This window comes from Micromonospora sp. NPDC049048 (assembly GCF_043197615.1).
Classification (GTDB): Bacteria; Actinomycetota; Actinomycetes; order Mycobacteriales; family Micromonosporaceae; genus Micromonospora.
Window position 1 is genome coordinate 125,084 of the sequence record NZ_JBICTM010000007.1, and the last position, 25,376, is coordinate 150,459.

Annotated in this window: 23 protein-coding genes and 1 pseudogene; 10 read left to right on the plus strand and 14 right to left on the minus strand. The window is 72.4% G+C overall.

Translation table 11 applies throughout. From position 1 onward, the window contains the following. Nucleotides 1-59 precede the first annotated feature (59 nt). From yajC to ruvC, 5 genes and pseudogenes are all read right to left on the minus strand, one after another. Nucleotides 60-404, minus strand: a complete 345-nt coding sequence (gene yajC, locus ACGFIG_RS22515) for a preprotein translocase subunit YajC (RefSeq protein ID WP_393005803.1) — start codon at nucleotides 402-404, stop codon at nucleotides 60-62. A 138-nt stretch (nucleotides 405-542) separates the two neighbouring features. Then, nucleotides 543-2,411 carry a Holliday junction branch migration DNA helicase RuvB gene (ruvB, locus tag ACGFIG_RS22520; protein WP_393006308.1) on the minus strand — a complete coding sequence of 623 codons (1,869 nt, stop codon included), beginning with the start codon at nucleotides 2,409-2,411 and terminating at the stop codon, nucleotides 543-545. Further along, nucleotides 2,405-2,621: pseudogene (locus ACGFIG_RS22525) on the minus strand (Holliday junction branch migration DNA helicase RuvB); the annotation flags it as partial. The gene ruvB and the pseudogene ACGFIG_RS22525, both read right to left, overlap by 7 nt. Further along, the gene (gene ruvA, locus ACGFIG_RS22530) at nucleotides 2,618-3,220 is read right to left on the minus strand and encodes a Holliday junction branch migration protein RuvA (RefSeq protein ID WP_393005805.1); all 603 of its coding nucleotides are present in this window, start codon (nucleotides 3,218-3,220) and stop codon (nucleotides 2,618-2,620) included. The gene ruvA and the pseudogene ACGFIG_RS22525, both read right to left, overlap by 4 nt. Next, a complete protein-coding gene (ruvC, locus tag ACGFIG_RS22535) occupies nucleotides 3,217-3,744 on the minus strand; it encodes a crossover junction endodeoxyribonuclease RuvC (protein WP_393005807.1) in 528 nt (175 codons plus the stop codon). The genes ruvA and ruvC overlap by 4 nt, the downstream gene beginning before the upstream one ends. Before the next feature lie 193 nt (nucleotides 3,745-3,937). Between ruvC and ACGFIG_RS22540 the strand changes: the two genes are divergently transcribed. Together ACGFIG_RS22540 and ACGFIG_RS22545 are read left to right on the plus strand one after the other, a co-directional pair. Next, on the plus strand, nucleotides 3,938-4,720 hold the full coding sequence (locus tag ACGFIG_RS22540) for a 3-hydroxybutyrate dehydrogenase (protein WP_393005809.1): 783 nt from the start codon (nucleotides 3,938-3,940) through the stop codon (nucleotides 4,718-4,720). Nucleotides 4,721-4,734: 14 nt separating this feature from the next. After that, nucleotides 4,735-6,654 carry a helix-turn-helix domain-containing protein gene (locus ACGFIG_RS22545; RefSeq protein WP_393005811.1) on the plus strand — a complete coding sequence of 640 codons (1,920 nt, stop codon included), beginning with the start codon at nucleotides 4,735-4,737 and terminating at the stop codon, nucleotides 6,652-6,654. A 95-nt stretch (nucleotides 6,655-6,749) separates the two neighbouring features. Here the strand turns inward: ACGFIG_RS22545 and ACGFIG_RS22550 are convergent, their stop codons facing one another. Next, complete coding sequence (locus ACGFIG_RS22550; RefSeq protein ID WP_393005813.1) at nucleotides 6,750-7,358, minus strand: TetR/AcrR family transcriptional regulator; 609 nt, start codon at nucleotides 7,356-7,358, stop codon at nucleotides 6,750-6,752. A gap of 11 nt (nucleotides 7,359-7,369) precedes the next feature. Beyond that, nucleotides 7,370-8,938 (minus strand): DHA2 family efflux MFS transporter permease subunit, encoded by a 1,569-nt coding sequence (locus tag ACGFIG_RS22555; protein WP_393005815.1) that lies wholly within the window; start codon nucleotides 8,936-8,938, stop codon nucleotides 7,370-7,372. A 907-nt stretch (nucleotides 8,939-9,845) separates the two neighbouring features. Here ACGFIG_RS22555 and ACGFIG_RS22560 point away from each other — a divergent pair. Then, complete coding sequence (locus ACGFIG_RS22560; protein WP_393003612.1) at nucleotides 9,846-10,433, plus strand: hypothetical protein; 588 nt, start codon at nucleotides 9,846-9,848, stop codon at nucleotides 10,431-10,433. Between the two features lie 174 nt (nucleotides 10,434-10,607). Here ACGFIG_RS22560 and ACGFIG_RS22565 read toward each other — a convergent pair whose 3' ends face one another. Together ACGFIG_RS22565 and ACGFIG_RS22570 are read right to left on the minus strand one after the other, a co-directional pair. Further along, a complete protein-coding gene (locus ACGFIG_RS22565) occupies nucleotides 10,608-10,934 on the minus strand; it encodes a hypothetical protein (RefSeq protein WP_393005817.1) in 327 nt (108 codons plus the stop codon). 55 nt (nucleotides 10,935-10,989) lie between these two features. Then, nucleotides 10,990-11,646, minus strand: coding sequence for a transcriptional regulator (locus tag ACGFIG_RS22570; RefSeq protein ID WP_393005819.1), 657 nt, complete (start codon nucleotides 11,644-11,646; stop codon nucleotides 10,990-10,992). Between the two features lie 163 nt (nucleotides 11,647-11,809). Between ACGFIG_RS22570 and ACGFIG_RS22575 the strand changes: the two genes are divergently transcribed. Continuing rightward, a complete protein-coding gene (locus tag ACGFIG_RS22575; RefSeq protein WP_393005821.1) occupies nucleotides 11,810-12,670 on the plus strand; it encodes an SPFH domain-containing protein in 861 nt (286 codons plus the stop codon). 41 nt (nucleotides 12,671-12,711) lie between these two features. Here the strand turns inward: ACGFIG_RS22575 and ACGFIG_RS22580 are convergent, their stop codons facing one another. Together ACGFIG_RS22580 and dnaE are read right to left on the minus strand one after the other, a co-directional pair. Continuing rightward, entirely contained in the window at nucleotides 12,712-13,755 is a 1,044-nt protein-coding gene (locus ACGFIG_RS22580) for an aminotransferase class V-fold PLP-dependent enzyme (protein WP_393005822.1), read from the minus strand. An 80-nt stretch (nucleotides 13,756-13,835) separates the two neighbouring features. Next, on the minus strand, nucleotides 13,836-17,366 hold the full coding sequence (gene dnaE, locus ACGFIG_RS22585) for a DNA polymerase III subunit alpha (RefSeq protein ID WP_393005824.1): 3,531 nt from the start codon (nucleotides 17,364-17,366) through the stop codon (nucleotides 13,836-13,838). A gap of 233 nt (nucleotides 17,367-17,599) precedes the next feature. On the opposite strand from dnaE, the gene ACGFIG_RS22590 reads away from it, so the two are divergent. Together ACGFIG_RS22590 and ACGFIG_RS22595 are read left to right on the plus strand one after the other, a co-directional pair. After that, nucleotides 17,600-18,163, plus strand: coding sequence for an RNA polymerase sigma factor (locus ACGFIG_RS22590; protein WP_393005826.1), 564 nt, complete (start codon nucleotides 17,600-17,602; stop codon nucleotides 18,161-18,163). Nucleotides 18,164-18,165: 2 nt separating this feature from the next. Then, the gene (locus ACGFIG_RS22595; RefSeq protein WP_393005828.1) at nucleotides 18,166-18,765 is read left to right on the plus strand and encodes a hypothetical protein; all 600 of its coding nucleotides are present in this window, start codon (nucleotides 18,166-18,168) and stop codon (nucleotides 18,763-18,765) included. A 37-nt stretch (nucleotides 18,766-18,802) separates the two neighbouring features. On the opposite strand, the gene ACGFIG_RS22600 is transcribed toward ACGFIG_RS22595, so the two are convergent. Together ACGFIG_RS22600 and ACGFIG_RS22605 are read right to left on the minus strand one after the other, a co-directional pair. Continuing rightward, on the minus strand, nucleotides 18,803-19,486 hold the full coding sequence (locus tag ACGFIG_RS22600; RefSeq protein WP_393005830.1) for a hypothetical protein: 684 nt from the start codon (nucleotides 19,484-19,486) through the stop codon (nucleotides 18,803-18,805). 12 nt (nucleotides 19,487-19,498) lie between these two features. Next, nucleotides 19,499-20,386: a hypothetical protein gene (locus tag ACGFIG_RS22605; RefSeq protein ID WP_393005832.1), complete on the minus strand. Its 888-nt coding sequence runs from the start codon at nucleotides 20,384-20,386 to the stop codon at nucleotides 19,499-19,501. A gap of 351 nt (nucleotides 20,387-20,737) precedes the next feature. Here ACGFIG_RS22605 and ACGFIG_RS22610 point away from each other — a divergent pair, with 351 nt between their 5' ends. Beyond that, on the plus strand, nucleotides 20,738-21,319 hold the full coding sequence (locus tag ACGFIG_RS22610; RefSeq protein WP_393005834.1) for a hypothetical protein: 582 nt from the start codon (nucleotides 20,738-20,740) through the stop codon (nucleotides 21,317-21,319). A 64-nt stretch (nucleotides 21,320-21,383) separates the two neighbouring features. On the opposite strand, the gene ACGFIG_RS22615 is transcribed toward ACGFIG_RS22610, so the two are convergent. Then, nucleotides 21,384-22,964 (minus strand): serine/threonine-protein kinase, encoded by a 1,581-nt coding sequence (locus ACGFIG_RS22615; RefSeq protein WP_393005836.1) that lies wholly within the window; start codon nucleotides 22,962-22,964, stop codon nucleotides 21,384-21,386. A gap of 345 nt (nucleotides 22,965-23,309) precedes the next feature. Between ACGFIG_RS22615 and ACGFIG_RS22620 the strand changes: the two genes are divergently transcribed. The 3 genes from ACGFIG_RS22620 to ACGFIG_RS22630 all read left to right on the plus strand — a co-directional run bounded on the left by ACGFIG_RS22620 (nucleotide 23,310) and on the right by ACGFIG_RS22630 (nucleotide 25,334). After that, entirely contained in the window at nucleotides 23,310-23,918 is a 609-nt protein-coding gene (locus tag ACGFIG_RS22620; RefSeq protein WP_393005838.1) for a hypothetical protein, read from the plus strand. A gap of 127 nt (nucleotides 23,919-24,045) precedes the next feature. Beyond that, nucleotides 24,046-24,387 (plus strand): PadR family transcriptional regulator, encoded by a 342-nt coding sequence (locus ACGFIG_RS22625; protein ID WP_393005840.1) that lies wholly within the window; start codon nucleotides 24,046-24,048, stop codon nucleotides 24,385-24,387. Continuing rightward, the gene (locus tag ACGFIG_RS22630; protein ID WP_393005842.1) at nucleotides 24,384-25,334 is read left to right on the plus strand and encodes a permease prefix domain 1-containing protein; all 951 of its coding nucleotides are present in this window, start codon (nucleotides 24,384-24,386) and stop codon (nucleotides 25,332-25,334) included. The genes ACGFIG_RS22625 and ACGFIG_RS22630 overlap by 4 nt, the downstream gene beginning before the upstream one ends. Nucleotides 25,335-25,376 lie beyond the last annotated feature (42 nt).

The window sequence follows — 25,376 nt, forward strand, 5'->3', positions numbered from 1 at the left end:
TCGGGCGAAGTCGTCACCGGCGAACCGGCGACCAGACCCGGGCGGGACGGGAGCGATCGTCACTCCTTGACGACGTCCGCGTCCTCGGTGACCGGCTCGTCGGCCGGGCGCTCCGCCTGGCTGACCACCCGGGCGATGGCCGGACGGGCGTACCGGGTCTGCACACCGGGCGCGACCTCGAGCAGGACGGTGTCGTCGTCCACTCCGGTGACCGTGCCGTAGAGCCCGCCGATCGTGACCACCTCGTCGCCGGGGGCGAGGGCGGACTGCATGGCTTCCGCCTCACGGCGGCGCTTCTGCTGGGGGCGGATCATCATGAAGTACATGACGCCGAAGAGCAGAGCGATCATGAGGATCGGCGTCAGGCTGCCGGCACCCCCGCCGCCCTCTGCTGCGTAAAGCACGGTGAAAGACCTTCCCATTGGCCTCCGGCCCGACGCGGGCGCGTCGGAGCGGAGGCGGATTCTCACGTCCTGTACAGACCGGCGCGAGTCTAATCCCTGCACCTGGGAACGCCGAATGCGGCACAGATCACGTTCACATCACGGATGATCTACATCCGTCGAGAACAGATCGGGCACCGCAGGAGCATTCGCGCCAAATGTACCATTTGGCGGCGTGCGGCCCAGGTGCCGCCAGGCGGCCTCGGTGGCGACCCGGCCGCGCGGCGTACGGGCCAGCAGGCCGGCCCGCACCAGGAACGGCTCGCACACCTCCTCGACCGTGTCCGGCTGCTCGCCCACCGCGACGGCCAGCGTCGACAGGCCGACCGGCCCGCCCCGGAAGGAGTCGACCAGCGCGGTCAGCACCGCCCGGTCCAGCCGGTCCAGCCCCAGCGCGTCGACGTCGTACACAGTCAGGGCAGCCCGGGCCGTCTCCAGGGTGACCACGCCGTCGGCCCGGACCTCGGCGAAGTCACGGACCCGGCGCAGCAGGCGGTTGGCGATCCGGGGCGTGCCCCGGGACCGGCCGGCCACCTCGGCGGCGCCGTCGTCGGTGATCGGCACCCCGAGGATGCGGGCCGAGCGGCGCAGCAGCACCTCCAGGTCGGCCGGGGAGTAGAAGTCGAGGTGCGCCACGAAGCCGAACCGGTCGCGCATCGGCCCGGTGAGCAGGCCGGCACGGGTGGTCGCGCCGACCAGGGTGAACGGCTCGACGTCCAGCGGGATCGCCGTCGCGCCCGGCCCCTTGCCGACGATCACGTCGACCCGGAAGTCCTCCATCGCGCTGTAGAGCAGCTCCTCGGCCGGCTTGGCGATCCGGTGGATCTCGTCGATGAAGAGCACGTCGCCCTCGGCGAGGCTGGTCAGGATCGCCGCCAGGTCGCCCGAGCGCTCGATCGCCGGGCCGCTGGTCACCCGGATGCCCGAGCCCAGCTCGGCGGCGACGATGTTGGCCAGGGTCGTGTTATGGACGACGAGGTCGTTCACGGTGAAGGTGTGGTCGCCATCGACCGTCAGGCATCGGCATTCATGCAGGCCCGCCGGCTCCACGGAAGTGACGCGGTCGGCGGCGAGCTGCTCCTCGAAGCGGTCACGTCGAGGGGCCCACTCCGCGAGCCTCAAGCCCCGCTCGCCGATCACCGTGACGCGTTGCACGAACCTCGCGACGTCGTCCTGACTCGTGATGCTCAGCCGCCACGACTCGTGCGGTCTGCCCTGGTAGCGGCCCCGCTTGAGTTTCAGACGTGACTGGACACCGATGCGCAGCAGCAGGTGCTGGACATCCGCGAGCAGGTCCCGCGAGACGCTGTAGTATTCGACGACCAGGTCGTAGCGGTCGCGGCCGCGTCGGCTGACCGTTCCGTCGCAGGCGAAGTAGGCGCCGAGGAACGCCGCCACCTGCCACGCGTCACCGCGGTAGACGAACTCAGGCACGCGCTTCTGCCAGGCGTTCTTGTCCAACAGACCGTGCTCGGTCAACCAGGGCCGGAGGCCCGAGATACGGATGACCGAGCTCCGGGCGCTGTTGGGCCTGGTGCGGTGGCCCAGGCCCAGCCGCTCACAGGTCGAGCGGAAATCGGCGAGGACATCCTCGTCACCGCCGGTGAAGGTGACCTGGTTGGTCGTGCAGCCGTCCCCGACGAGGTAGCCCGCGAGCTTGTACTCGCTGGTGTCCTCGGCCCCGTCGGCGACCAGGTCGGGACGAAGCACGTTGGCGAGATAGTCGTTCTCGGTGAGGTCGCCGGCCTTCGTCCACCCTTCGGTGGTCCAGAACGGGTGATCCGGCGCGGCGACGACCTCCCGGCCGCTGGTCGTCCGGATCCGGACCGAGTCCAACTGACCCTGCTCGTGGACGGCGGTCACCGTCGCGCCCTCGCCGGTACGGGTGATGACCCGGTCACCGACGACGATGTCGCCCAGACGGCGTCGAGAACCATCCTCCAGCAGCACCAAGGCGTCGACGGACACGGGTTTACCCAGGCCCGGGGGGCCCGAGAGGAGGATGTGGTCGGGCGGGGCGCCGCGCCGCATCGCGCCCTGCAGCAGCAGGTCGAGCTGGTCGCGCACCCGGTGCTGGGCGATGAACTCCTCCAGCCGCTTCGGCCGGACGGTGGCCTCCGCGTCCAGGTCGGCGTCGTGCACGTAGGCGGAGACGAGCCCGCCGTCGGGCCCCGTCACCGGGTGCGGCCCAGCAGCCGGATGGCCTGCTTGAGCAGGACCGGCACCGGCGGAACCTCACCGTCGACGGTCTCCGCCACGGCGGCCACCGCCTGGTCGGCCTGCCCGGCCGTCCAGCCGAGCCCGACCAGCGCCTGCCGGACCTGCTCGGGCCAGGCCCCGCCGGTGACCCCGGCCGCGCCGTCGGCGCCGACCGGCACCGGGCCGACGCGGTCGCGCAACTCCAGGACCAGGCGCTCCGCGCCCTTCTTGCCGATGCCGGGCACCCGGGTCAGCGCGGCCGTGTCGGCGTTGGCGATCGCCTTGCGTACGGCGTCGGGGGTGTGCACTGCCAGCACGGCCTGGGCCAGCCGGGGGCCCACGCCGCTGGCGGTCTGGAGCAGCTCGAACAGCTGCTTGGCGTCGTCGTCGGCGAAGCCGTAGAGGGTGAGCGAGTCCTCGCGCACGACCAGGCTGGTGGCCAGCCGGGCGGGCTGACCGACCCGCAGGTCGGCGAGGGTGCCCGGGGCGCACTGCACCGCCAGCCCCACCCCGCCGACCTCCACCACGGCGTGGTCCGGACCGGTCGCGGTCACCACCCCGCGCACGCTGGCGATCATCTGGCTCCTCCTCGTCGTACCCGGTCGGCCGCGGCGGCCAGCTTGGAGCGCGTCCCGCCGCGCCACACGTGACAGATGGCCAGGGCGAGGGCGTCGGCCGCGTCGGCCGGCCGCGGCGGCTCGGCCAGCCGCAGCAGCCGGGTGACCATGGCGGTCATCTGCGCCTTGTCGGCCTGACCGGAACCGGTCACGGCCGCCTTCACCTCGCTGGGCGTGTAGGTCTGCACGGGCAGCCCGGCGCGGGCGCCGGCGAGCACGGCGATCCCGCTGGCCTGGGCGGTGCCCATCACCGTACGGACGTTGTGCTGGCTGAACACCCGCTCGACGGCGACGCTGTCGGGCCGGTGTTCGGCTACCAGGTCGGTGAGCGAACGGTCCAGGTGCAGCAGGCGCTGCGGCAGCTCGTCGGCCGGGTCCGTGTAGACGACGTAGTAGGCGACCAGCGTGCAGGGCCGCCCCGGCATGCCCTCGACCACGCCGACCCCGCACCGGGTCAGCCCCGGGTCGACGCCCAGCACCCGCACGCCGCCTCCTCCCCCAGCCGCCAGCAGTACGTGTGTTCGACACCCTACCGAGCCGGGCGACACCCCGCCGCCGGGGACACGCCGGGCGCGCCGACACGCCGGCCGGGGCGCGCGGCGGCCACACACCGCGACCGTCGAGTATGTGTCGCCGCCCCATGTGCGCCCGCACACACAGCTCGTAACTTCATGCGCCATGACGGCAGAACCCGTGGCGGTCCCCCACGTCGTACACGTCGACCTCACCGGTCGTACCGCCCTGGTGACCGGGGGCGGCAGCGGCATCGGCCGGGCCTGTGCGCTGCGGCTGGGCGCCGCCGGCGCCCAGGTCCTGGTGGTGGACCGCAACATCGAGGCGGCCATGGCGGTGGCGGCGGAGGCCGGCGGTCGGGCCGAGGGCGTGGACCTGGCCGACCCGGACGCGGTGGACCGGCTCGACGCCGGCGTGGACATCGTGGTGAACAACGCGGGCCTGCAACACGTCGCGCCGGTGCAGGACTTCCCGGCGGAGCGCTTCTCCTACCTGCACCGCGTGATGGTGGAGGCGCCGTTCCTGATCATCCGTCGCGCGCTGCCGCACATGTACGCCCGGGGCTGGGGGCGGATCGTGAACATCTCCTCGGTGCACGGGCTGCGCGCCTCGCCGTACAAGTCGGCGTACGTCTCCGCCAAGCACGCCCTGGAGGGGCTGTCGAAGGTGGTCGCGCTGGAGGGCGCCCCGCACGGCGTCACCGCCAACTGCGTCAACCCGGCGTACGTGCGCACGCCGCTGGTGGAGAGCCAGATCGCCGACCAGGCGGCCAGCCACGGCATCCCGGAGACCGAGGTGATCGAGAAGATCATGCTGGCGCGGGCGGCCATCAAGCGGCTGATCGAGCCGGAGGAGGTGTCCGAGCTGGTGGCCTACCTCTGCTCGCCGCCGGCGGCGTTCATCACGGGCGCGTCCATCGCCCTCGACGGGGGCTGGACGGCGAACTAGTGGCAAGCCGCACAATGTCGGTCATGTCATCACCGGTGGATTTCCTGGAGCTGCTCGCCCGCGAGGCCGCCGCGGTGGAGTTCGAGGGGCCGCTCGTCGCCGCGCGCGCCGCCGGGGTGCCGCCCGAGCGGCTCGCGGAGCTGGAGCAGGCCAGGACGGTGGCGCTGCGGGTCCGCGCGCTGCTGGAGCGCCGCCGCCGCCGGGAGGTCGAGCTCTCCGGGCTGTACGACACGGTCAGCGACCTGGCCGGGCTGCGCGACCTGGACGACGTGCTGCGCGCGATCGTGCACCGGGCACGCAACCTGCTCGGCGCGGACGTGGCCTACATGACCCTCGACGACGAGGAACGCGGCGACACGTACATGCGGGTCACCGACGGCTCGGTCTCCGCCCGCTTCCAGCAGTTGCGGCTGCCCATGGGCGCCGGCCTCGGCGGGCTGGTGGCCCAGTCGGGCGCCCCGTACGTCACCGCCAACTACCCGGAGGACGACCGCTTCCACCACACCGGCGAGATCGACGCCGGCGTACGCGAGGAGGGCCTGGTGGCGATCCTCGGGGTGCCGCTGCGGCTCGGCTCGACGTCGATCGGGGTGCTCTACGCGGCCAACCGCTCGGCCAGACCGTTCGTCCGGGAGGAGGTGGCACTGCTGGTGTCCCTCGCCGCGCACGCGGCGGTGGCGATCGACACCGCACGGCTGCTCGCGGAGACGCGGGCGGCGCTGGACGAGCTGTCGGCGGCGAACACCACCATCCGCGCGCACAGCAGCTCGGTGGAGCGGGCCGCGGCCGCGCACGACCGGATGACCGCGCTGGTGCTGCGCGGCGGCGGGGTGGAGGACGTCGCCTCGGCGGTCACGGACGTGCTCGGCGGGGCGCTGCTGGCGCTCGACGCGGAGGGCCGGCTGCTGGCCCGGGTCGGCGAGATCGAGGAGCCGGACCGGGCGGACATGGTGGAGGCGGTGGCCGCGTCGCGTACGGAGGGCCGCAGCGTGCGCCGGGGGCCGCTCTGGTACGCCGCCGTGGTGGCCGGGGCGGAGAACATGGGCGCGCTGGTGCTGCGCCCCGACGGTGAGATCGTCGACGCCGACCAGCGGATCCTGGAGCGGGCGTCGCTGGTGACGGCCCTGCTGCTGCTGTTCCGGCGTACCGTCGCCGAGGCGGAGGGGCGGGTCCGGGGCGAGCTGCTCGACGACCTGATCGCCCGGCCGCTGCGGGACACGGACGCGCTGCGCAGCCGGGCCCGCCGCCTCGGCGTGGACCTGGACGCGCCGCACGTGCTGGTGGCGGTCGGCGACGACGCGATCGCCACGACCGGCTCGGCCCGGCAGCGGGTGCTCTCCTGGGCCACCACGTACGCCTCGACGCGGGGCGGGCTGGCGGCGGCCCGCGACGGGCGGGTGGTGCTGATGCTGCCCGGACGGGACGCGGGCGGCAGCGCCCGGGCGGTGGCCCGGGACCTGTCACGGGTGACCGGCCGACCGGTGACCGCCGGGGCGAGCGGCCCCTCGACGGGCCCGGCGTCGCTGGCCGCGACGTTCGCCGAGGCGGAGCGCTGCCTGACGGCGCTGGGCGCGCTGGGCCGGGCGGGGCAGGGCGCGAGCACCGCCGAGCTGGGTTTCGTCGGGCTGCTGCTGGGCGCGGTCGGCGACGGCGGCGACAAGGACGTGGACCGGTTCCTGACCGCCACCGTCGGACCCGTGGTCGACTACGACGCCCGGCGGGGTACGGCGTTGGTGAAGACCCTGGAGGCGTACTTCGGGGTCGGCGGCAGCCTGGCGCGGGCCGCCGAGCTGCTGCACGTGCACGTCAACACGGTCACCCAGCGGCTGGAGCGGGTCGGGCAACTGCTCGGCACGGACTGGCAGAAGCCGGAGCGGGCGTTGGAGGTGCAGCTGGCCCTGCGCCTGCACCGCCTGCGTACGCCCACCGCCTGACCGCCCGCCGGCGGCGCCCGGCCACCGGCCGCCCCGCGCCGGACCGCCGATCTGGCTGACCGCCGGCGTGGCCGCATCGCCGCGCGGCGGGTCCGTCAGCGGGTGCGGATGCCGTCCAGGACGCCGTCGACGATGCACCTGGGCAGGGTCTTCTCGTCGAGGTCGGGGTGCCAGCGCAGGATTCGCTGCACCAGCATCGGGCCGGTCAGCATCGCCATGACCGTCTCGATGTCGAGATCCGCGCGGAGTTCGCCGGAGCGTACGCCGCGCCGCAGCACCTCGCGCATCATCTCCCGCCGGGGCTCGATGATGTTCTGGTAGAGCTCGTACTGCTCGGGGCTGCGGTTGACCTCCGGCACCAGGCAGGGCATGATCCGCGCCGCCCGCGGGTCGATGTGGTGACCGACCGCGCCGACCAGCAGGATCAGGTCGTCGCGCACCGAGTGGCCGGCGGGCTCGGGCGGGGTGCCCTTGAGTCTGCGCAGGGCGTCGCGCAGCAGCGCCTCCTTGCCCGGCCAGCGGCGGTAGATGGTGGCCTTGCCGACCCCGGCGCGGGCGGCGATCGCCTCGATCGAGATCGCCTCGATCGTGCTGCCCTCGGCGAGCAGGTCGAGGGCGGCCTCGACGATCGCCTCGTCCGCGCGGACGCTCCTCGGCCGCCCGGGCGGCCGAGGAGCGTCCGCGCTGGAAGTCATGTCGGACATTGTCCCCGAAGCTATGCGGTCCCGGCCAACTCGGGTTCGCCCACCGGCGCCGGCTGCCCCGCCCGGCTGGCGGAACGGCCGGGCATCCAGCGCAGCACCACGAGGATGCCGAGCGCGGCGATCGCCGCGGCGAGCCCCGCCGCCCAGTGCATCGCGGTCACGAAGGCGTCGTCGGCTACCGCGATCAGGCCCGGCGCCGCCGGCCCGAGCTGGCTCGCCGCGGCGTACGCACCGGAGATCGACTCGCCAGCGGTGTCGCGCGCCCCGGCGGGCAGGTCCCGCAGGGCGGACTCGATGTCGGCGCGGTAGACCGCCGAGAGCACCGAGCCGATCACCGCCACGCCGAGGGCGCCGGCCACCTGCCGGACGGTGTTGCTGACCGCCGATCCGACGCCGGCCTTCTCCCGGGGCAGCGCCGACATGATGGACTCCGTGGCCGGCGGCATGATGTTGGCCATCCCGGTGCCCTGGAGGAAGAAGACCACCAGGACCACCCAGATCGGGGTGGCGGCATCGATCAAGGCGAACGCACCGAGCGCGACCACGGACAGCCCCAGCCCGACGACCGCGACCGCTCTGCCGCCGTACCGGCGGACCATCGCCGCGCTGCCCGGCGCGAAGACGAGCTGGGCCGCCGCGAGGGGCAGGAAGAGCAGGCCGGTCTCCAGCGGGCTGTAACCGCGTACCAGTTGCAGGTAGAACGAGGTGAAGAACATGACGCCCATGGCGGCGAAGAAGCAGAGCCCGACGATGGCCACCGGCGCGGCGAAGCGGGGCACCCGGAACAACCGCACGTCCAGCGACGGGTGGTTGCTGCGCCGCTCGTGCGCCACGAACCAGGCCAGCACCGCGATGCCCCCGACGATCGCCACCCAGACCAGCGGGCGGCCGAAGCCGTGCTCGCCGCCGTCGATGATGCCGTACGTCAGCGCGACCAGCCCGATCACCGACAGCAGCACCCCGACGACGTCGACGCGCCCCGGGTCCGGGTCCCGCGACTCGGGCACCAGCAGCGCCACCAGGATCACGCCGAACGCCACCACCGGCACGTTGATCAGGAAGACCGAACCCCACCAGTAGTGCTCCAGCAGCGCGCCGCCGAGGATCGGGCCGATCGCCACCGCCAGCCCGACCGCGCTGGCCCAGACGCCGATCGCCCGGCCCCGCTCCCTGGGGTCGAAGACGTTGGCGATGATCGCGAGCGTGACCGGCATGATCGCCGCGCCGCCCACGCCCATCAGCGCGCGGGCCGCGACGAGCTGCGCCGGGCTCTGCGCGTACGCCGACAGCAGCGACGCCAGCCCGAACAGCACCAGGCCGACCAGCAGGAAGCGCTTGCGCCCGACGCGGTCACCGAGCACGCCGAAGGTGAACAGCAGCCCGGCGAAGACCAGGGTGTAGGAGTTGATGGACCACTCCAGCTCGCCCTGACTCGCGCCGAGGCCGTGCACGGGATCGGCGAGTGTCCGCAGCGCGACGTTGAGGATCGTGTTGTCCAGGACGACCACGAGCAGGCTGATCACCAGCACCCCGAGGATCGCCCACCTCCTCGGGTGTCCCGTGTTCTCGTGCGGTGGCATCTCCGCGTTCTCCCCCAGTCCCCGTTTCGATACGGGTGAGACTCGCAAATCAGGTGTGAGCGTAGGCGGGTGATTATCGATACGGAACCGGTTCGTATCTTATGTGACGGCGGTCACTTCCGCCTCTCCGTGGGTGCGACTTTCGCTTGTCCCTTTCGGCTGGTGGCGCTGCGCCGGTCGGTTTCTGGGCACCCTGGCGTGGCCCGCCGTGCCCGGCTCCGGGCGGTCAGGCCTGATCCCTGCGCCGGGTACGGCGAGCCACACCCCGTCGGTGCCCACTGCTGCATCCGCCCGCGGCGACTCTCGGTCCCGGTCCGGCCGAGTTCTTGGTCTGGCGAGATCTTGGTAGGAATGCGCCCCTCCAGGGGGCCGTTTTCTACCAAGATCTCGGCGGGCCATCATCTCGGCCCAGATACGTCGACTGTCCAGGTCCGTGGCGAGTGTCGGGTCGGAGTTGGTCGGTTATGTGCCGCCCTGGGTCTGCGCGGGCGGGGATGTCCGGTTCGGGGGTGTGACCGGCCGCATCGTGGGGGCGGAATCGTGGCCGGGGCGGGGTCGTTACACCATGCGTACGACCGAGCAGGGCCAACCCGCTCCGTGCGGGCAGGGGCCATCCGCCTGAGGGAACGAGGCCACCACACCGCCTCGATTCGAGGTGGCGGGCGGGGATCCCCGGGAATGGTGGCGGGCCGGTCGTGGTTACACATGGTCACGGTCGACGAGAGGGCATCCCCCCGCCCCGCGAGACAGCCCGGTTCCGTGGCTGGCGTGACCGATCTGATCTTCCTCCAGTCTCTTGCTGGAGTTTCCCCCTGGAGAGTTCGTTGGGCGCCTGACGGTGCTTGCACCCGCGTGTAGCCGATCCCCCTCGGTGCGTGGGTGTCGACCCCCGAATGGAGCATCTGTGATGAACACGATTCTGCGTAAGAGCGTTCTTGGTGTTGCGGGTCTGGCGTTTGCCGGTGGCGTGTTCGCCGGTCCGGCTGCCGCGCATGCCGCGCCGGTGGTGGAGTCGGTGCCGGTGGCGGTGCAGGCTGACAAGCCGTCGGTCGACAAGGGCAAGCTGGTGCCGCATGGTGTGCAGGGCGCGCAGTCGCGGGTCGACCTGTCCGACGAGCAGGTGGCCAATGTGAAGGCGATCATCGCGGCGACGAAGAAGGCCGGTATGGACGAGCGTGCGGCCGTGGTGTCGATCGCGACCGCGTTGCAGGAGTCGAAGCTGGAGAACCTGGGTCACCTGGGTGACCGCAACGACCACGACTCGCAGGGCCTGTTCCAGCAGCGCCCGTCCAGCGGGTGGGGCACGGTCGAGCAGATCACCGACCCCGAGTACTCCACCACCGCGTTCCTGAAGGGCCTCAAGCAGGTCGACGGATGGCAGGACATGCCCCTGACCAAGGCCGCCCAGACCGTGCAGGTGTCGGCGTACCCGGACCACTACGCCCAGTGGGAGCAGATGGCCGCCGACCTGGTCGCCGAGCACTGGAACAGCTGACACAGACCTTCCACCACAAGGGGGATCGCTGGCCGGCATCCGAACCCGGGGTGCCGGCCAGCGGCACATCCACCGCCGGCCGCCGGGAGAGGGCTCGACGTCAGGTTCCTGGCCGGACGGCGACCGAAGCCACGACGGACCGGTGGCAGCCGGAGCCGACGCCCTGGCCGTTCGTCAGGGGGCGGACGGCTGGCTGAGTCCGTAGATCTGGTTGAGGTCGAGTACGTGGTGCCCGGCCACCGATGCCGTCCGAAGATCGAGCACGAGCACCAGGAACACGTTCGGGGTGTCGCAGGCGATGAGGACGTGCTGATGCGCCCTGTCCGGCATCTGCCACACGTGGGTGACTTCCTCGTCGCTGAAGTCGTGGCCTCCGAGGTCCTCACGGGGAATGGCGTCGAAGTAGGACCAGAAGTCGAACGGGGCAGACTCGTCGACGTTCACCGGCGCCGGTGGTGTGCCGATCGTGGCGGTGAACTCCTCGGCGGTAAGTAGTCGCACGGGCTCATGGTGCCTGGTCCGCTGGCGGGGACGTGGTGTCGCCCCCACGTCCCCGTCAGGGCAGGCAGGAGCGGCGCAGCGCAGGCGGTGACGGCGGCGCGGAGCAGGCGGCGACGGCAGCGGGCAGCGTGGACAGTCGGGTCGCCGGCGCGGCGAGCGGCTCGATCCAGCCCGGGCCGGCGCCGTACACCCGGGTCGCCGGGAAGTCGCGGGCGAAGCGCACCAGGCGGTACGCGCGGCCGGTGACCGGCGTCTGCGCCCAGACCACGACGATGCGCGGGCGGACCCGACGGGCGGCGCTGGCGAGCGCCGTCCACGGCAGCGCCGGGCCGAGCAGCAGACTGCCCCGGGACCGTTCGCGCAGCGCGGCGGCGAGCGCGTGCAGGCCGAGGCAGTGCGTCTCCTGCTCGGCCCCGGCCAGCAGTACGCCGCCGGTGGGCAGCGGCCGGCCCGGTACGCGCCGGAACACGTCCAGGCCGACGCGCACCCCCTCGGCGAGGGCGTGCTCGACGGCGACCTCGATCGCGGTACGCCCGGGCAGTTCGGCCAGCATCGGCACGCAGACCTGCTCCCACAGCGCCGCCGCGCCCCACTCCCCGGCGACCTCGACGACGAGCGCGGCGACCCGGTTGGCGTCGAGGTCGTCGGCGGCCAGCGAGAGCTGCTTGCGTGCGGTCTCGACGGCCTCGACCGGCATGGGTTCTGTCGGCATCAGACGTACCCCCGGGTAGACGTTCACTACCAGGGGGTTCGTCGGGAGGGCCGCGGATGGATGCGCCCGGTCGCAACTACCGGTACCGCGACGCCCCACCTGCGCCGCGCCTTGACGGGTGCCCCTATGGTGATGGGCCCCTCCCGCGAAAGGTGCCGAGCGCATGCCCTTCGGCTTCACTGTTGCGATCATCTTCGCCGTCGGTCTGGTGATCTCCGGCCTGCTCGCCCTGACCGCTCGGAACAGATCGACCAAGCAGACCGCCACCCTGGCGGCGCTCGCCTCCCTCGTCGGCGCGGTCGTGTTCATCGTCGGTTCCAGCGCCCACTCCGTGCCGATCCGCTCGGTCGGCATCGTCACCAGCTTCAACAAGCCGACGGGCAAGGTCACCGGCTCCGGCCTCAAGTGGGTCGCCCCCTGGCATAAGGTCGGCGAGTGGGACGCGGGCCGGCAGAAGTACGACCACATCGGCGGCGACCACTGCGTGCGGGTCCGCACCGGCACCCTCGCCGACGCCTGCGTCGAGGTGCTCGTCGAGTGGCAGGTCAAGCCGGAGAACGCGCCGAAGCAGTTCATGGACTACAAGGGCGACTTCGACAGCTTCCGGGGCCAGCGGGTGGGCGTGCAGCTCGACAGCGCCGTCAACGACGCCTTCGCCACGTACAACCCGCTGGAGAAGATCGACTCGGACACCGGCAGCTTGAACGTGGACCTGAAGCCCTTCGCCGAGAGCATCAAGACCAGCGCGGAGACGCGGCTCGCCAACGACGTCGACATCCTGTCGGTCACGATCACCCGGGTCAACCACGACGACAAGACCGAGGGCAACATCAAGGCTTTCCAGGACAAGCTCGCGCAGACCCGCAACCTGGAGCAGGACCGCAAGAACGCCGCCATCCAGAAGCAGATCACCGAGACGAACGCGAAGGTCGACAAGGTGTCTCGGTGCCTGGAGATCGCCGAGCGCAACGGCAGCAACCCCGGTCTCTGCATCAACCCTGGCATCGTCACCGGCGCCAAGTAATCCCCCGAGCGGCGCTGCCCTCGCCGAGGACGCGCCCCGGTTCAGCCGGTGAGCGCGTCCAGGGCGAGGTCGACGTCCGCCTCGGTGGAGTAGATGTGGAAGGAGGCCCGCACCCGGCCGGCACGGACCGCCGCCCGTACGCCGGCCCGCTCCAGTCGCTGCGCCGCGTCGGGCACCTCCACGGCGACGATGGCGCTCTCCCCCGGCGGGCGGCCCAGCCCGGCGAGGAACCGGTTGGCCAGCGCGACGTCGTGCGCGTACACCGCCGGCACGCCGATCTCGGCGACCAGTTCCAGGGCCGGGGCCGTGCCGATCCAGCTGAACCAGGCCGGTGAGATGTCGAACCGGCGGGCGTCGGCGGCCAGGCGCAGCGGCGGGCCGTAGTAGGAGGCTTGCGGGTCCTCCGCCGCGTACCAGCCGGCGGCGTCGGGGCGCAGCCGCTCACGCAGCGCGGGCGCCAGGTAGGCGAAGGCGGAGCCGCGCGGCGACATCAGCCACTTGTACGCCCCGACCGCGACCGCGTCGGCGAGGCCCGCGTCGAACGGCAGCCAGCCGCACGCCTGGGTGGCGTCTACCGCGACGAGGGCGCCGTGCGCCCGGGCCGCCGCGACGATCTCGGCGTACGGGGCGATCGTGCCGTCGGCCGACTGCACGAGGCTGAACGCGACCAGGTCGGTCTCGTCGTCGATCGCGTCGACGAGCCCGGCCAGCGGCACCGCACGCACCCGCACGCCCCGCTCCTCCTGCACGAGCCACGGGAAGAGGTTGGAGGTGAACTCGACCTCCGGCACCACGACGCTCGCGCCCGCGGGCAGGGCGGCGGCGACCGGGGCCAGCAACTGGGAGACCGTGCTGCCGACCGCGACGTCGGCGGCCGTTACCCCGACCAGTCCGGCGAAGGCGGCCCGCGACCGGTCGGTGGCCCTGCCCCAGTCCTCCCACGACGTGCGCCCGACCCGCCAGTCGGCCAGCGCCTCCTGCACCGCGTCCCACGCCGGATCGGGCGGAAGCCCGTAAGTGGCGGTGTTCAGCCAGCCCGGCTGCGGCTGCGGCTGCCACAGCTTCTGTGCCTGTGTGATCTCCACGCATCCGACGCTAGCCACCCGCGCCGCGTACCGGGACGGCCAATCCGGCGCGCGCGGCCTCGACACCGGTCCCGCCGGCGTCAGCTGACGTTGGCGGGGCCCAGGACGCTCTTCAGGTCGCCCATCAGCGCGGTGGTGGCCGCCACCCGGAACGGGCCCAGCCGCAGGGTGGTGGTCCGGCCGCCGTTGAGCAGCTTGACGTGCACCTCGGTGTCGCCCGGGTGCAGCACCAGGGTCTCCTTGAGCCGCTCCACCAGCGGTGGGGTGCACCGGTGCACCGGGATGGTCAGGGTGACCGGCTTGTTCGCCGGGTTGCTGCTGACGTCCGGCATGGACATGTCCATCGCCATGATCCGGGGGGTGTCGTCGCGCCGGTCCACCCGCCCCTTGACCACCACGATGGCGTCCTCGGCGATGTACTGCCCGATCACCTCGTAGGTGTTGGGGAAGAAGAGTGCCTCCACGCCGCCGGCGAGGTCCTCCAGGGTGGCCGACGCCCAGGCCCGGCCCTGCTTGGTGACCCGGCGCTGCACCCCGGAGAGGATGCCGGCGAGGGTGACCACGGCGCCGTCCGGGACGGTGCCCTCCTCGGACAGGGAGGCGATGGTGCAGTCCGCCGCCGCGCCGAGGACGTGCTCCAGACCGAAGAGCGGGTGGTCGGAGACGTAGAGGCCGAGCATCTCGCGTTCGAAGGCGAGCTTGTCGCGCTTGTCCCACTCCCCCTCGCCGATCACCGGCATCACGGTGGTGCTGCTGGTGTCGGCGTCGCCGAAGCCGGCGCCGAAGAGGTCGTACTGGCCGACGGCCTCCTTGCGCTTGACGTCGGCGTACGCGTCGATCGCCTCCGCGTGCACCGCGAGCAGCGCCTTGCGGGGGTGCCCGAGCACGTCGAACGCCCCGGCCTTGATCAGCGATTCGATGGTCTTCTTGTTGCAGACCACCGCGTCGACCTTCGACAGGAAGTCGTAGAAGTCGGCGTACTCGCCCTTCTCCTCGCGGCACCGCATGATCGCGGCGACCACGTTCGCGCCGACGTTGCGCACCGCGCCGAGGCCGAACCGGATCTCCTTGCCGACCGGGGTGAACGGCCCGGCGGAGGTGTTCACGTCCGGCGGCAGCACCTGGATGCGCATCCGGCGGCACTCCGAGAGGTAGAGCGCCATCTTGTCCTTGTCGTCGCCGACGGAGGTGAGCAGCGCCGCCATGTACTCGGCCGGGTAGTGCGCCTTGAGGTACGCCGTCCAGTACGACACCAGCCCGTACGCCGCCGAGTGCGCCTTGTTGAAGGCGTAGCCGGCGAAGGGGACCAGCACGTCCCAGACCTTCTGGATCGCCTCGTCGGAGTAGCCCCGCTCCCGGCAGCCGTCGCGGAACGGGATGAACTCCTTGTCGAGGATCTCCTTCTTCTTCTTGCCCATCGCCCGGCGCAGCAGGTCGGCCTGGCCGAGGGTGTAGCCGGCGAGGATCTGCGCGGCGCGCTGCACCTGCTCCTGGTAGACGATCAGGCCGTAGGTGGGCGCGAGGATCTCGCGCAGCGGCTCCTCCAGCTCCGGGTGGATCGGGGTGATCTCCTGGAGGTTGTTCTTGCGCAGCGCGTAGTTGGTGTGCGAGTCGACGCCCATCGGGCCGGGCCGGTAGAGCGCGAGGACGGCGGAGATGTCCTCGAAGTTGTCCGGCTTCATCAACCGCAGCAGCGAGCGCATCGGACCGCCGTCGAGCTGGAACACGCCCAGGGTGTCGCCCCGGGCCAGCAGCTCGTACGCGGGCTTGTCGTCCAGCGGCAACGCCAGCAGGTCCAGCTCCTTGCCGTGGTTGAGCTGGATGTTCTTCACCGCGTCGTCGATAATCGTCAGGTTGCGCAGGCCGAGGAAGTCCATCTTCAACAGCCCGAGCGACTCGCACGTCGGGTAGTCGAACTGGGTGATGATGACCCCGTCGGAGTCCCGGCGCATCAGCGGGATGTGGTCGATGATCGGCTCGGCGGACATGATGACGCCGGCGGCGTGCACGCCGGTCTGCCGGATCAGCCCCTCGATGCCGCGGGCGGTGTCGATGACCTTCTTGACGTCCGCCTCGGCCTCGTACATTCCCCGGATCTCGCCGGCCTCGGCGTACCGGGGGTGCTTGGGGTCGAAGATGCCCTCCAGCGGGATGTCCTTGCCCATCACCGCCGGGGGCATCGCCTTGGTGATCCGGTCGCCCACCGCGTACGGGTAGCCGAGCACCCGAGCCGAGTCCTTGATCGCGGCCTTCGCCTTGATGGTGCCGAAGGTGGCGATCTGGGCGACCTTGTCCTCGCCCCACTTGTCGGTGACGTACTTGATGACCTCGCCGCGCCGACGCTCGTCGAAGTCGATGTCGACATCGGGCATCGAGACGCGCTCGGGGTTGAGGAACCGCTCGAAGATCAGGCCGTGCGGGATCGGGTCGAGGTCGGTGATGCCCAGCGCGTACGCCACGAGCGAGCCGGCGGCCGAGCCACGGCCCGGGCCCACGGCGATGCCCTGGTTCTTGGCCCACTGGATGAAGTCGGCGACCACGAGGAAGTACGACGGGAAGCCCATCTGGATGATGACGCCCAGCTCGTACTCGGCCTGCTTGACGTGCCCCTCGGGGATCCCGTTCGGGTAGCGCCGGGCCAGCCCGGCGAAGGTCTCCTTGCGGAACCAGGATTCCTCGGTCTCCCCCTCGGGGACCGGGAAGCGCGGCATCAGGTTGTGGAACTCGAACATCCCGGCGGGGTCGACCTTCTCGGCCACCAGCAGGGTGTTGCGGCAGCCCTCCAGCCAGAGGTCGGAGTTGTCGACGGCCCGCATCTCGTCGGCGGACTTGATGTAGTAGCCGCTGCCGTCGAACCGGAACCGGTTCGGGTCGGCGACGTTCGCCGCCGTCTGCACGCAGAGCAGCACGTCGTGCGCCTCGGCCTGCGCCTCGTGGGTGTAGTGCGAGTCGTTGGTGACCACCGGCGGGATGTCCAGCTTGCGGGAGATGTCGTGCAGCTCCTGGCGGACCCGGCGCTCGATGCTGATGCCGTGGTCCATGATCTCCAGGAAGTAGTTCTCCTTGCCGAAGATCTCCTGGTATCGCGCGGCGGCCTTGAGCGCCTCGTCGTACTGGCCCAGGCGCAGCCGGGTCTGCACCTCACCGGAGGGGCAGCCGGTGGTGGCCATCAGCCCCTCGGAGTTGTCGGCGAGCAGCTCCGCGTCCATCCGCGGCCACTTGACGAAGAACCCCTCGGTGTACGACCGGCTGGTCAGCTTGAACAGGTTGTGCAGGCCGGTCTTGTTCTTGGCCCAGATCGTCATGTGGGTGTAGCCACCGCTGCCGGAGACGTCGTCGCTCTTCTGCTCCGGCCGGCCCCAGCGCACCCGCTGCTTGTGGAAGCGCGACTCGGGCGCCACGTACGCCTCGATGCCGAGGATCGGGGTGACGCCGGCGGCCATCGCCTGCTTGTAGAAGTCGTTCGCGCCGTGCATGTTGCCGTGGTCGGTCATCGCCACCGCCGGCATACCCTGCCGCTTGACCTCGGCGAAGAGGTCCTTCAGCCGGGCCGCCCCGTCGAGCATCGAGTATTCCGTGTGCACGTGCAGATGCGCGAACGAATCGCCCATGCGTGGCCCCCCGGGTCGGATCTTGGGACGGTCGAGCTCGGACGGCCTACCCTATCGCCGCCGCGACAGGGCCCTGAAGATGCCGCGCCCGGCGGAGCGGACCGGGTGGCGTGGATCTCTCCGGGCCGCCCGGCGGCGGCCTCCGACAGTCGGCTCGCGGACTCGTGGCACCCCGCCCGCCGGCGGTAGTCGTAGCCTTGACGGACGGTATCCGGCGAGCATTGGACGACCTGATGCCCCTCCCGGACGGTGTCGAGGAGCTGGCCGAGTCGGCGGCGCGCGGCGATCCCGCGGCGCTCGACGCGCTGCTGGTCGCGGTCCGCCCCGAGGTGCTCCGCCTCTGCGCCCGCCTGCTGCCCCACCGGGAGGATGCCGAGGAGGCGTGCCAGGACACGCTGCTCGCGCTGGCCCGGGGCATCGGCCGGTTCGAGGGCCGCTCGTCGTTCCACACCTGGCTGCATCGGCTGGCGGCCAACCGGGCCCGCTCGACGTACCGGGTGCTGCGCCGGCGGTGGCTGGTGGAGGCAGACGGCGTGCCGCTGCCGGACCAGGCGGACCCGCGCCGCACGAGCGTGGTCGCCGGCACCCGGCTGGACCTGCTCGACGCGCTCGACGCGCTCCGCCCCGAACTCGCCGAGGCGGTAGCCCTGCGCGACGTCCTCGGGCTGGGCTACCGGGAGATCGCCGGCCTGCTCGGCGTGCCCGAGGGCACCGTCAAGTCACGCATCCACGAGGCCCGCCGGCAGCTGCGGCACCGGCTCTCCGGCGAACCCGTGGCCGGCGAGGGACGGCGGTGACCGTGGCACGCCTTCGTCGGACGGCGGTGACCGTGGCACACCGCCGGCGGGGGACGGCCGGGTCGCGGCTCGCCGTGGCCGTGGTCGCCGTGGCCGTCGCGGGGTGCGGCGGCGGTGACGAGCCCGTCTCCCCCCTGCCCGTGCAGCCGCCGGCCGCGTCCGCCTCCCGTTCCCCGGGCCCGCCGTCGGGCACCCCGCCGTCCGCCCCGCCGTCCGGGCCCGGCACGCCCGGCACGGCGGCCGTCGTCCCCCCGGCCCGCCGGCCCCCGCCGGCTGCTCCCCCGACGAGCACCGCCGGGCGTACGCCGACCGCCACGCCGTCGTCGAGCGGGCCGCCCGGCACCTGCTTCGGGGCGGTACGCCACGACGTGGTGCTGGCCGAGACCGAACTGGCGCTGCTCCCCTCGCTCTGCTTCGCCACCGGCGGGGTGCTGCGGATCATCGGCATCGGGCCGGGCGAGGTGACGGTGGACCGGGAGGACCTGGTGGCCCGCAGCTACGAGGCGGGCGTGGTCGACATCCGGTTCGTCCGCCCCGGCACGGTGGCCGTGCTGATCCCGCAGGGCGGCACGCCGCACACGATCACGGTGGTGGTGCGGTAGGCAGCGACCCGAGAGGCGGCCGTCCCGGGACGCGCGGCTAGCGTTCGAGTCGTCGGACGAGCAGCCTGTCCAGTGCTTCGCCGTACGGGGTCGGGTCGATGTCGCCCTCGAACACGATGGCCAGCTCGCCCGGCTCGAGATCCGGGGACACGCAGTAGTTGACCATGCCGCCGTTGGACGCGACCAGCAGCAGCCGCGTCGAGGCGATCTCCTGCTCCTCGTCCCAGTCGGCGAGGCCGTCGGGCTCGCCGGCCTGCTCGGCGACGGTCTGCATGTGCCGCGGGTGCACCGGCCCGAACGCCGTGTAGCCGCCGGAGGTGAAGCCGGCGTGGACCTCCCGCAGGAACGTCCGCAGCGGCTCGGGAAAGTGTCCCCAGAACTGCGGTTCCACGAAGCCCGCGGGGTCCAGCCCTGTCCAGGACAGCAGGTGGCCGTCGGGGTGCAGGGCCAGATAGAGCAGTGCGGGCTCGCCGTCGGCGAGGCACGGCCGAGCGTCGACGAAGCGCTCGCGCAGCCCCGCCGCGAACCGCGGCAGGGCGTCGAGCAGCGCCGGGTTCCACAGGTCGAGTGCCATCGCGAGTCGGGTCTCCGGGTGGGCCGCCGCGGCGATCGGCCGCCACCGCCCCGGAAGGCGCCCCAGGTCGGCCGAGCCCTCCTCGACGAGCGTCAGGTCCGCGTGCGGCATGGTGCCGGCGATGGCGGTGAGGTCCGGCTGTGACACCACTCGTTCCCCTCACGCCTGGCTACGGAGCAGCTTGTTGATCGTATCCTGCAACACCTTGTAGACGTCGTCCTCGAGCTGCATCTGGGCCGTCCGCCACTGCGGATCGGCACTGCTCATGCCCGCCACACTGCGGGAGGACTTCGACCAGTTGGACTTGAACGACAGCCATTGCAGGTTCACCCGCGCGTTGACCACCTGGTACATGTTCTGCGGGCTCAGTTTCACGAAGCCGGGCATCTGGATGATGCGGGCGAGCGGGATGATGTGGTCGGGCGAGACCGCCGACAGGCCTTCGGCGTTCCTGCCGATGGTGTATCCGGTCGACGGCGGGTACGCGAGGTCGCGGGAGCCGGCCACGGGGCGGGGATCACCGCGCAGGGGGACGTTGCGGAACGTCGGCGGGCTGACCTCGCGCAGCACGTCGTAGAGCGGGCGGACGGGCGAGTTGGGGTCGACGCGCCAGTTCTTGCCGCGCGGCGGCGGGGGCGGCGGGCTCCAGTTCGCCGGCACCCGGTCTGCCGCCGCCTTGATGTCCCTCAGGTCCGCCGGCCTGGGCGGGGTGAGCGCGGGAGAGCCGACCCGGGTGTCCTCGAGCGTCCGCATCGCCTCGACGCAGGCGTTGAGCCGGGTCCGCGCCAGCGTGCGCTCGGCGTTCAACTGCTGGGCCTCGAGGTTGTACGCGTTGTAGGCGGCCTGTTGTCGCGGCAGGACGAACGTGTGCGGCCTCGCGTTGTGCGCCTTGATCTTCGCCTGGACCGCCAGCGCTGTGGCGAGTTGTTCGGCGCACAGGTTGACGCCGCTCGCGTGTGCCGCGGTGCCCGGCACCGCCAGGAACACGGCGGCGAGGAGGATGACGACGAGGCGCGCCCATCGACGTGTCGATGTCGGTCTGAACATCGGCCCGAACCTTCTGTAGGGATTGCGCTACGATACGTATCCGAATATATAGAACAATCGCTAAGTCAGCGTACAGCGACTGACAGTTGATGTCGTTCGGTCGTCGCCGGGTTCCGGGCCTGCCTGGGCGGCGGTGCGTCAAGGGGGTCGCAGGTGCCAGACGAGCCAACCCAGCCGCCGCACCCCGAATCCTCCGCAGCCGGGGGGCCCGCCGACCAGCCGTCGCCACCGCCGCAGGCCCCGCCACCGCCGCAGGCCCCGCCGTCGCCACCGGCACAGCCCTGGCCACAGGTGCAGGCACCACCGTCGCCAGCAGCGCAGGCCCAGCCGTCGCCGCAGGGCCAGGCGCCAGTGCAGCCGTCGCCGGGAACACCAGCGCAGCCCTGGCCGCAGGCGCAGGCACCGCAGAACGGTCCGCCCGGCTTCGGGGCGCCCCCGGTCGGAGCCGCTCCCGCGCCCGCCGCCGGCACGCCGAAGGCGGTCTGGATCGCCGTCGCGGTGGCCGTCGGCCTGCTGATCCTCGCCGCCTGCGGTGCCGGCCTGTACGCGGTGGCGCGCCTCACCGGCGCGTGGGGGCCGTCCTCGGCCAGTGACGAGACCCGGATCCGCACGCTGGTCGAGGAGTTCGCTGTGGCGGTGGACCGCGACGACCAGCCGGCCATCCTCAACCTGCTCTGCGCCGAGGAGGCCGAGGAGATCATGGCGGACGACGACTTCGATCCGTCCCAGGCACCCCCGGCCGACGTGCCGTCGCCCAGGCCGGTGACCGTCACCGACATCCGCGTCGATGGCAGCACCGCGAGCGCCACCGTCACCCGCGCGTCGCAGCCGGGCGTCACCCTGCACTTCCGCAAGGAGAACGGCACCTGGAAGGTCTGCGCCCCCGCGGGTGACACCCCCGAGCCGAGCGTCTCCGCCTCCCCGACCAACTGACCTGGGCGACCTGGCCCCGGCGCCCGGAGAACGTCGCGGGCCGGCTCGCCCCGACCAGAACGGCTCACCGGCGGTACGGCGGACTGACCCGTACCCCGGCCAGCAGGGTGTCGACGAAGTCGGCCCGACTGTCGACCGGGGGCGTGACCTGCACGTAGATCAGTCCGGCGCCGTCGGGTGCCAGCCCGGCCGCCTCGACGATCTCGGGCCGGCCCCGCTCGCAGGTGAACCGGGCCACCACCCAGTCCACGCCCGCCTGACGGGTGCGGCGTACCGGCGCGGCGACACAGGCCGCGTGCGGACGCTCGGCGACGAATCCTGCCGGGGTGCTCCGCGCGGCGATGCCGGCCGACAACCCGACGAAGGCCCCCGGCACGTTCGGGTCGGCCGCCCACCGGCGCGGGTCGGGTGACATGACCAGGGCCGGTTCGAGCCGGCCGTCGTCGCCGTACCGTCCGACCCAGCCGGTGCCGGTGGCCCGCCATCCGGGCGGCAGCCGCACCGTCACCGGCCCGCTCGTCCAGCTCTCGGCGTCCCGCCCCTGCGTCGCGCCGTCCCCGGCCGTGGATCCGACCCCGACGAGGGCCAGTACGCCCAGCGCCAACACGCCGAGCCGCCGCCGGGCGACCGGCCGAACCCGTGCGCGCACCCGCCGGAGGGGCGCACCGACCGGACCGGCGGGCCGGTAGGCGGGCGGGCCAGCAGAACGGTTGGCGGGCAGGTCGGCCGGCCGGTCGGGAGACAGGTCGGCGGGCGCGGTGACCGCGTCCCGCAGCGCGGCACGGAAGGCGGCGGCGTCCGGGTACCGGTCGGCGGGTCGGTGCGCGGTGGCCCGACGCAGGACCGCGAGCACCCCGGGCGGCACGCCCCGGCCCGTCCCGGCCTCCGTCTCGCCGTCGACAGCGAAGGCGGGAGCGGCGGCACCGGCAGCACGGTCGACGGCTGCGGCACCGGAGTCAGCGGCACCGGAGCCGGACTCGGTGGCACCGGAGGCAGGGCCGGCGATGGCGGCGGAGCCGGCGACCGGGGCGAGGAGCCGCAGGCCGAGCCGGCCCAGGCCGTACACGTCGGCGCGGGTGTCGACGACGGCGAGCGGGTCGCCCTGCTCCGGGGCCATGTAGCCGGGGGTGCCCGCCCGGGCGGTGAGGCCGGAGGCGGCGGCGAGCGCCTTGGCCAGCCCGAGATCGGCGATCAGCGCCCGCTCACCGTCCGGGCCGGAGCGGAACAGGACGTTGCCCGGGGTCAGGTCGCGGTGCACGACGCCGTGGCGGTGCAGGACGGCGACCCCGGCGGCGATCTCGGCCAGCAGCTCCAGGGCGGCGGGCGCCGGCATCGGGCCGGCCGCCAGGCGATCGCGCAGACTGCCGCCGTCGGCCCAGGCCATGACCGAGTACGGCCGGCCGTCGGGCAGCTCGCCGGCGGCGTGGACCCGGATCAGCCGCTCGTCGTCAAGGCGGCGCAGCAGGCGGGCCTCGTCGAGGAACCGTTCCCGCACCAGCAGGTCGTGGTGCCAGTTCTCGGCCAGCACCTTGATTGCCACCCGGGAGTCGAGCACCGGGTCGTAACCCAGCCAGACCGTCGCGAACGAGCCCACGCCCAGCAGCCGCTCGATCCGGTAGGGCCCGATCTGCTCCGGACCGGTCACCGCACCACCCCCGACACCGGCTGGTCGTCGTAGCCGCCGACGGCGGCGACCAGCGCCGCCGGCCGGCGATGAGCTGGGCCGGCCGCGATGAGGCAGGTCGACGGCGATGAGGCAGGTCGGCCGCCTCGCCGTTCCGCCTCGACAGTAGACGGCGCGTGGCGTCGGCGGCACCCTCCGCGAGGGCCACCGTCCCGTCCGGGCCGCAGTCGTCGGCCGCGCGGCCGGACCGGAGCAGGCCGGAGCAGGCCGGGCCGGAGCGCATCGGTCGGGAACCCGACGAACCGATCCGGTGGGCGGGGAGACCAACAGGACAAGGACACCCGCACTGCCGAGGAGGAGATTCCCGTGCACCGTCTCTCGTACACCGTCGTCACCGCCCTGCTGGCCACGGCCGGGCTCGTGCCGATCGCCCTGGTGGCCCCGGCCGCCGCCGCACCCCCGCCGTCCGTCGCCGCCGGGCAACCGACCGGCGACCCTGGCACGGCGGCACAGGTCGCCGCCGAGCGCGACGAGGTCCGGATCATCAGCGTCCGGGGCGCCGGGCCGTTCCGGATCGGGGCCGACCTGGCGGACCTCACGGCGGCCGGGCTCATCTCCTGGGTCGCCCCCCACTGCGACGGCACGGTCCGCACCGGCGTGACCGGGGCCTGGGCAGGCAAGCTCCTGCTGGCCTTCCGCGACGGGCGGCTCGTGGAGGTCGGCACCGCCACCGCGCCGCCGCGTACGCCCAGGGGTGGGGGTGTGGGCATGTCCTTCGACGCTCTGGAGGAGATCTACGGCCCGCGCGGCTCGATGATCCGCAACGACGCGGGCGACGCCTCGGCGTACCTGGTGCGCGTCGGCTCCCGGGTGGAGCTGTTCACCGGGCATCCGATCCGGCCCGGGGTCGGCTACCTCCAGGTCGGGCCGGCCTCCTTCGTCGAGCGCGGCTTCCGGGAGGGCGGGGCCTGCTGAGCGACGTCCACGGCGGCGGACTCCTCCGAGGGGTCCGCCGCCCCTTTTCGCCCGAACACACTGATGTTGACACACACGATGTTATGCCGCTGGACGATAGTGTGTGCCACACAGTATGGTGTGACACATGGTTAGCGATGAGATCCTGCGAACGCACCTCCAGGAGTTGCGCCGGGGCACCGTGGTGGTGGCGAGCCTCGTCGCGCTGCGCCGGCCCGACTACGGTTACGCGTTGCTGCAACGCCTCTCCGGCCATGGCTTTCCGGTCGACGCCAACACGCTCTACCCGCTGCTGCGGCGGCTGGAGGAGCAGGGGCTGCTGACCAGCGAGTGGAACACCGAGGAGAGCCGGCCACGCAAGTTCTACCGGACCAGCGAGGAGGGCGAGTCGGTGCTGGGCCGACTCCTCGCCGACCTGGCCACAGTGCAGACCTCCCTGAACGGGCTGATCGAAGGAGCCGACCGATGACCACCCTGACCGACCGATACCTCGCCGCGACCCTGCGCTCGGTGCCGGTCGCGCGCCGCGCGGAGATCTCCACCGAGCTGCGCGCCTCGATCGAGGACATGGTCGAGGGCCGTACGGCCGGCGGGCAGGACGCCGCCACCGCCGAGCGGGAGGTGCTCACGGAGCTGGGCGACCCGGACAAGCTCGCCGCCCGCTACGCCGACCGGCGGTTGCAGCTCATCGGCCCGGCCTACTACCTGGCCTGGTCGCGGCTCATGAAGCTGCTGCTCAGCTTCATCCCGGCCCTGGTCGGCGTACTGGCCGGCCTGCTCAAGGTCGCCGACGGCGGCAACGCGGGCGAGGGGATCGGCACGGGCATCTCCACCGCCTTCCAGGTGGCCGTCCAGATCGCCTTCTGGGTGACCGTGGTCTTCGCGGTGCTGGAGCGCACCAAGACGCCCCTGCACCTGCCCGCGTGGAGCGTCGACCAGCTCCCGGAGGACACGACCGACCGGCAGATCACCCTGACCGACATCGCCGCCTCGGTCACCTTCCTGGCGCTGGTCATCGCCTACCTGCCGCTACAGCACTTCCGCTCGTTCGTGCCCACCGACGGCGACGAGAACCTGCCGATCCTCGATCCGGCGCTGTGGAGCTTCTGGCTGCCGTTCCTGATCGCGGTGCTGGTGGCCACCATCGGCCTGGAGTTCGCCAAGTACCGGGTCGGACACTGGACCTGGCCGCTGGTCGTGGTCAACGCGGTGCTCAACCTGGCGTTCGCGGTGCCGGTGGTCTGGCTGATGTCGACCGACCGGCTGCTCAACCCCGATTTCGTGGCCCGCTTCGAGTGGCTCGGCGAGGGCGACAACCTGAACATGGTGGCGACTGCCGTGATCGCCGGCACCGTGCTCGTGACGCTCTGGGACATCCTCGACAGCGCCGTCAAGACGTACCGCAACCGCACCTGATCCACCCCCGCCACGGCCCGGCCCGCCATCGCGAGCCGGGCC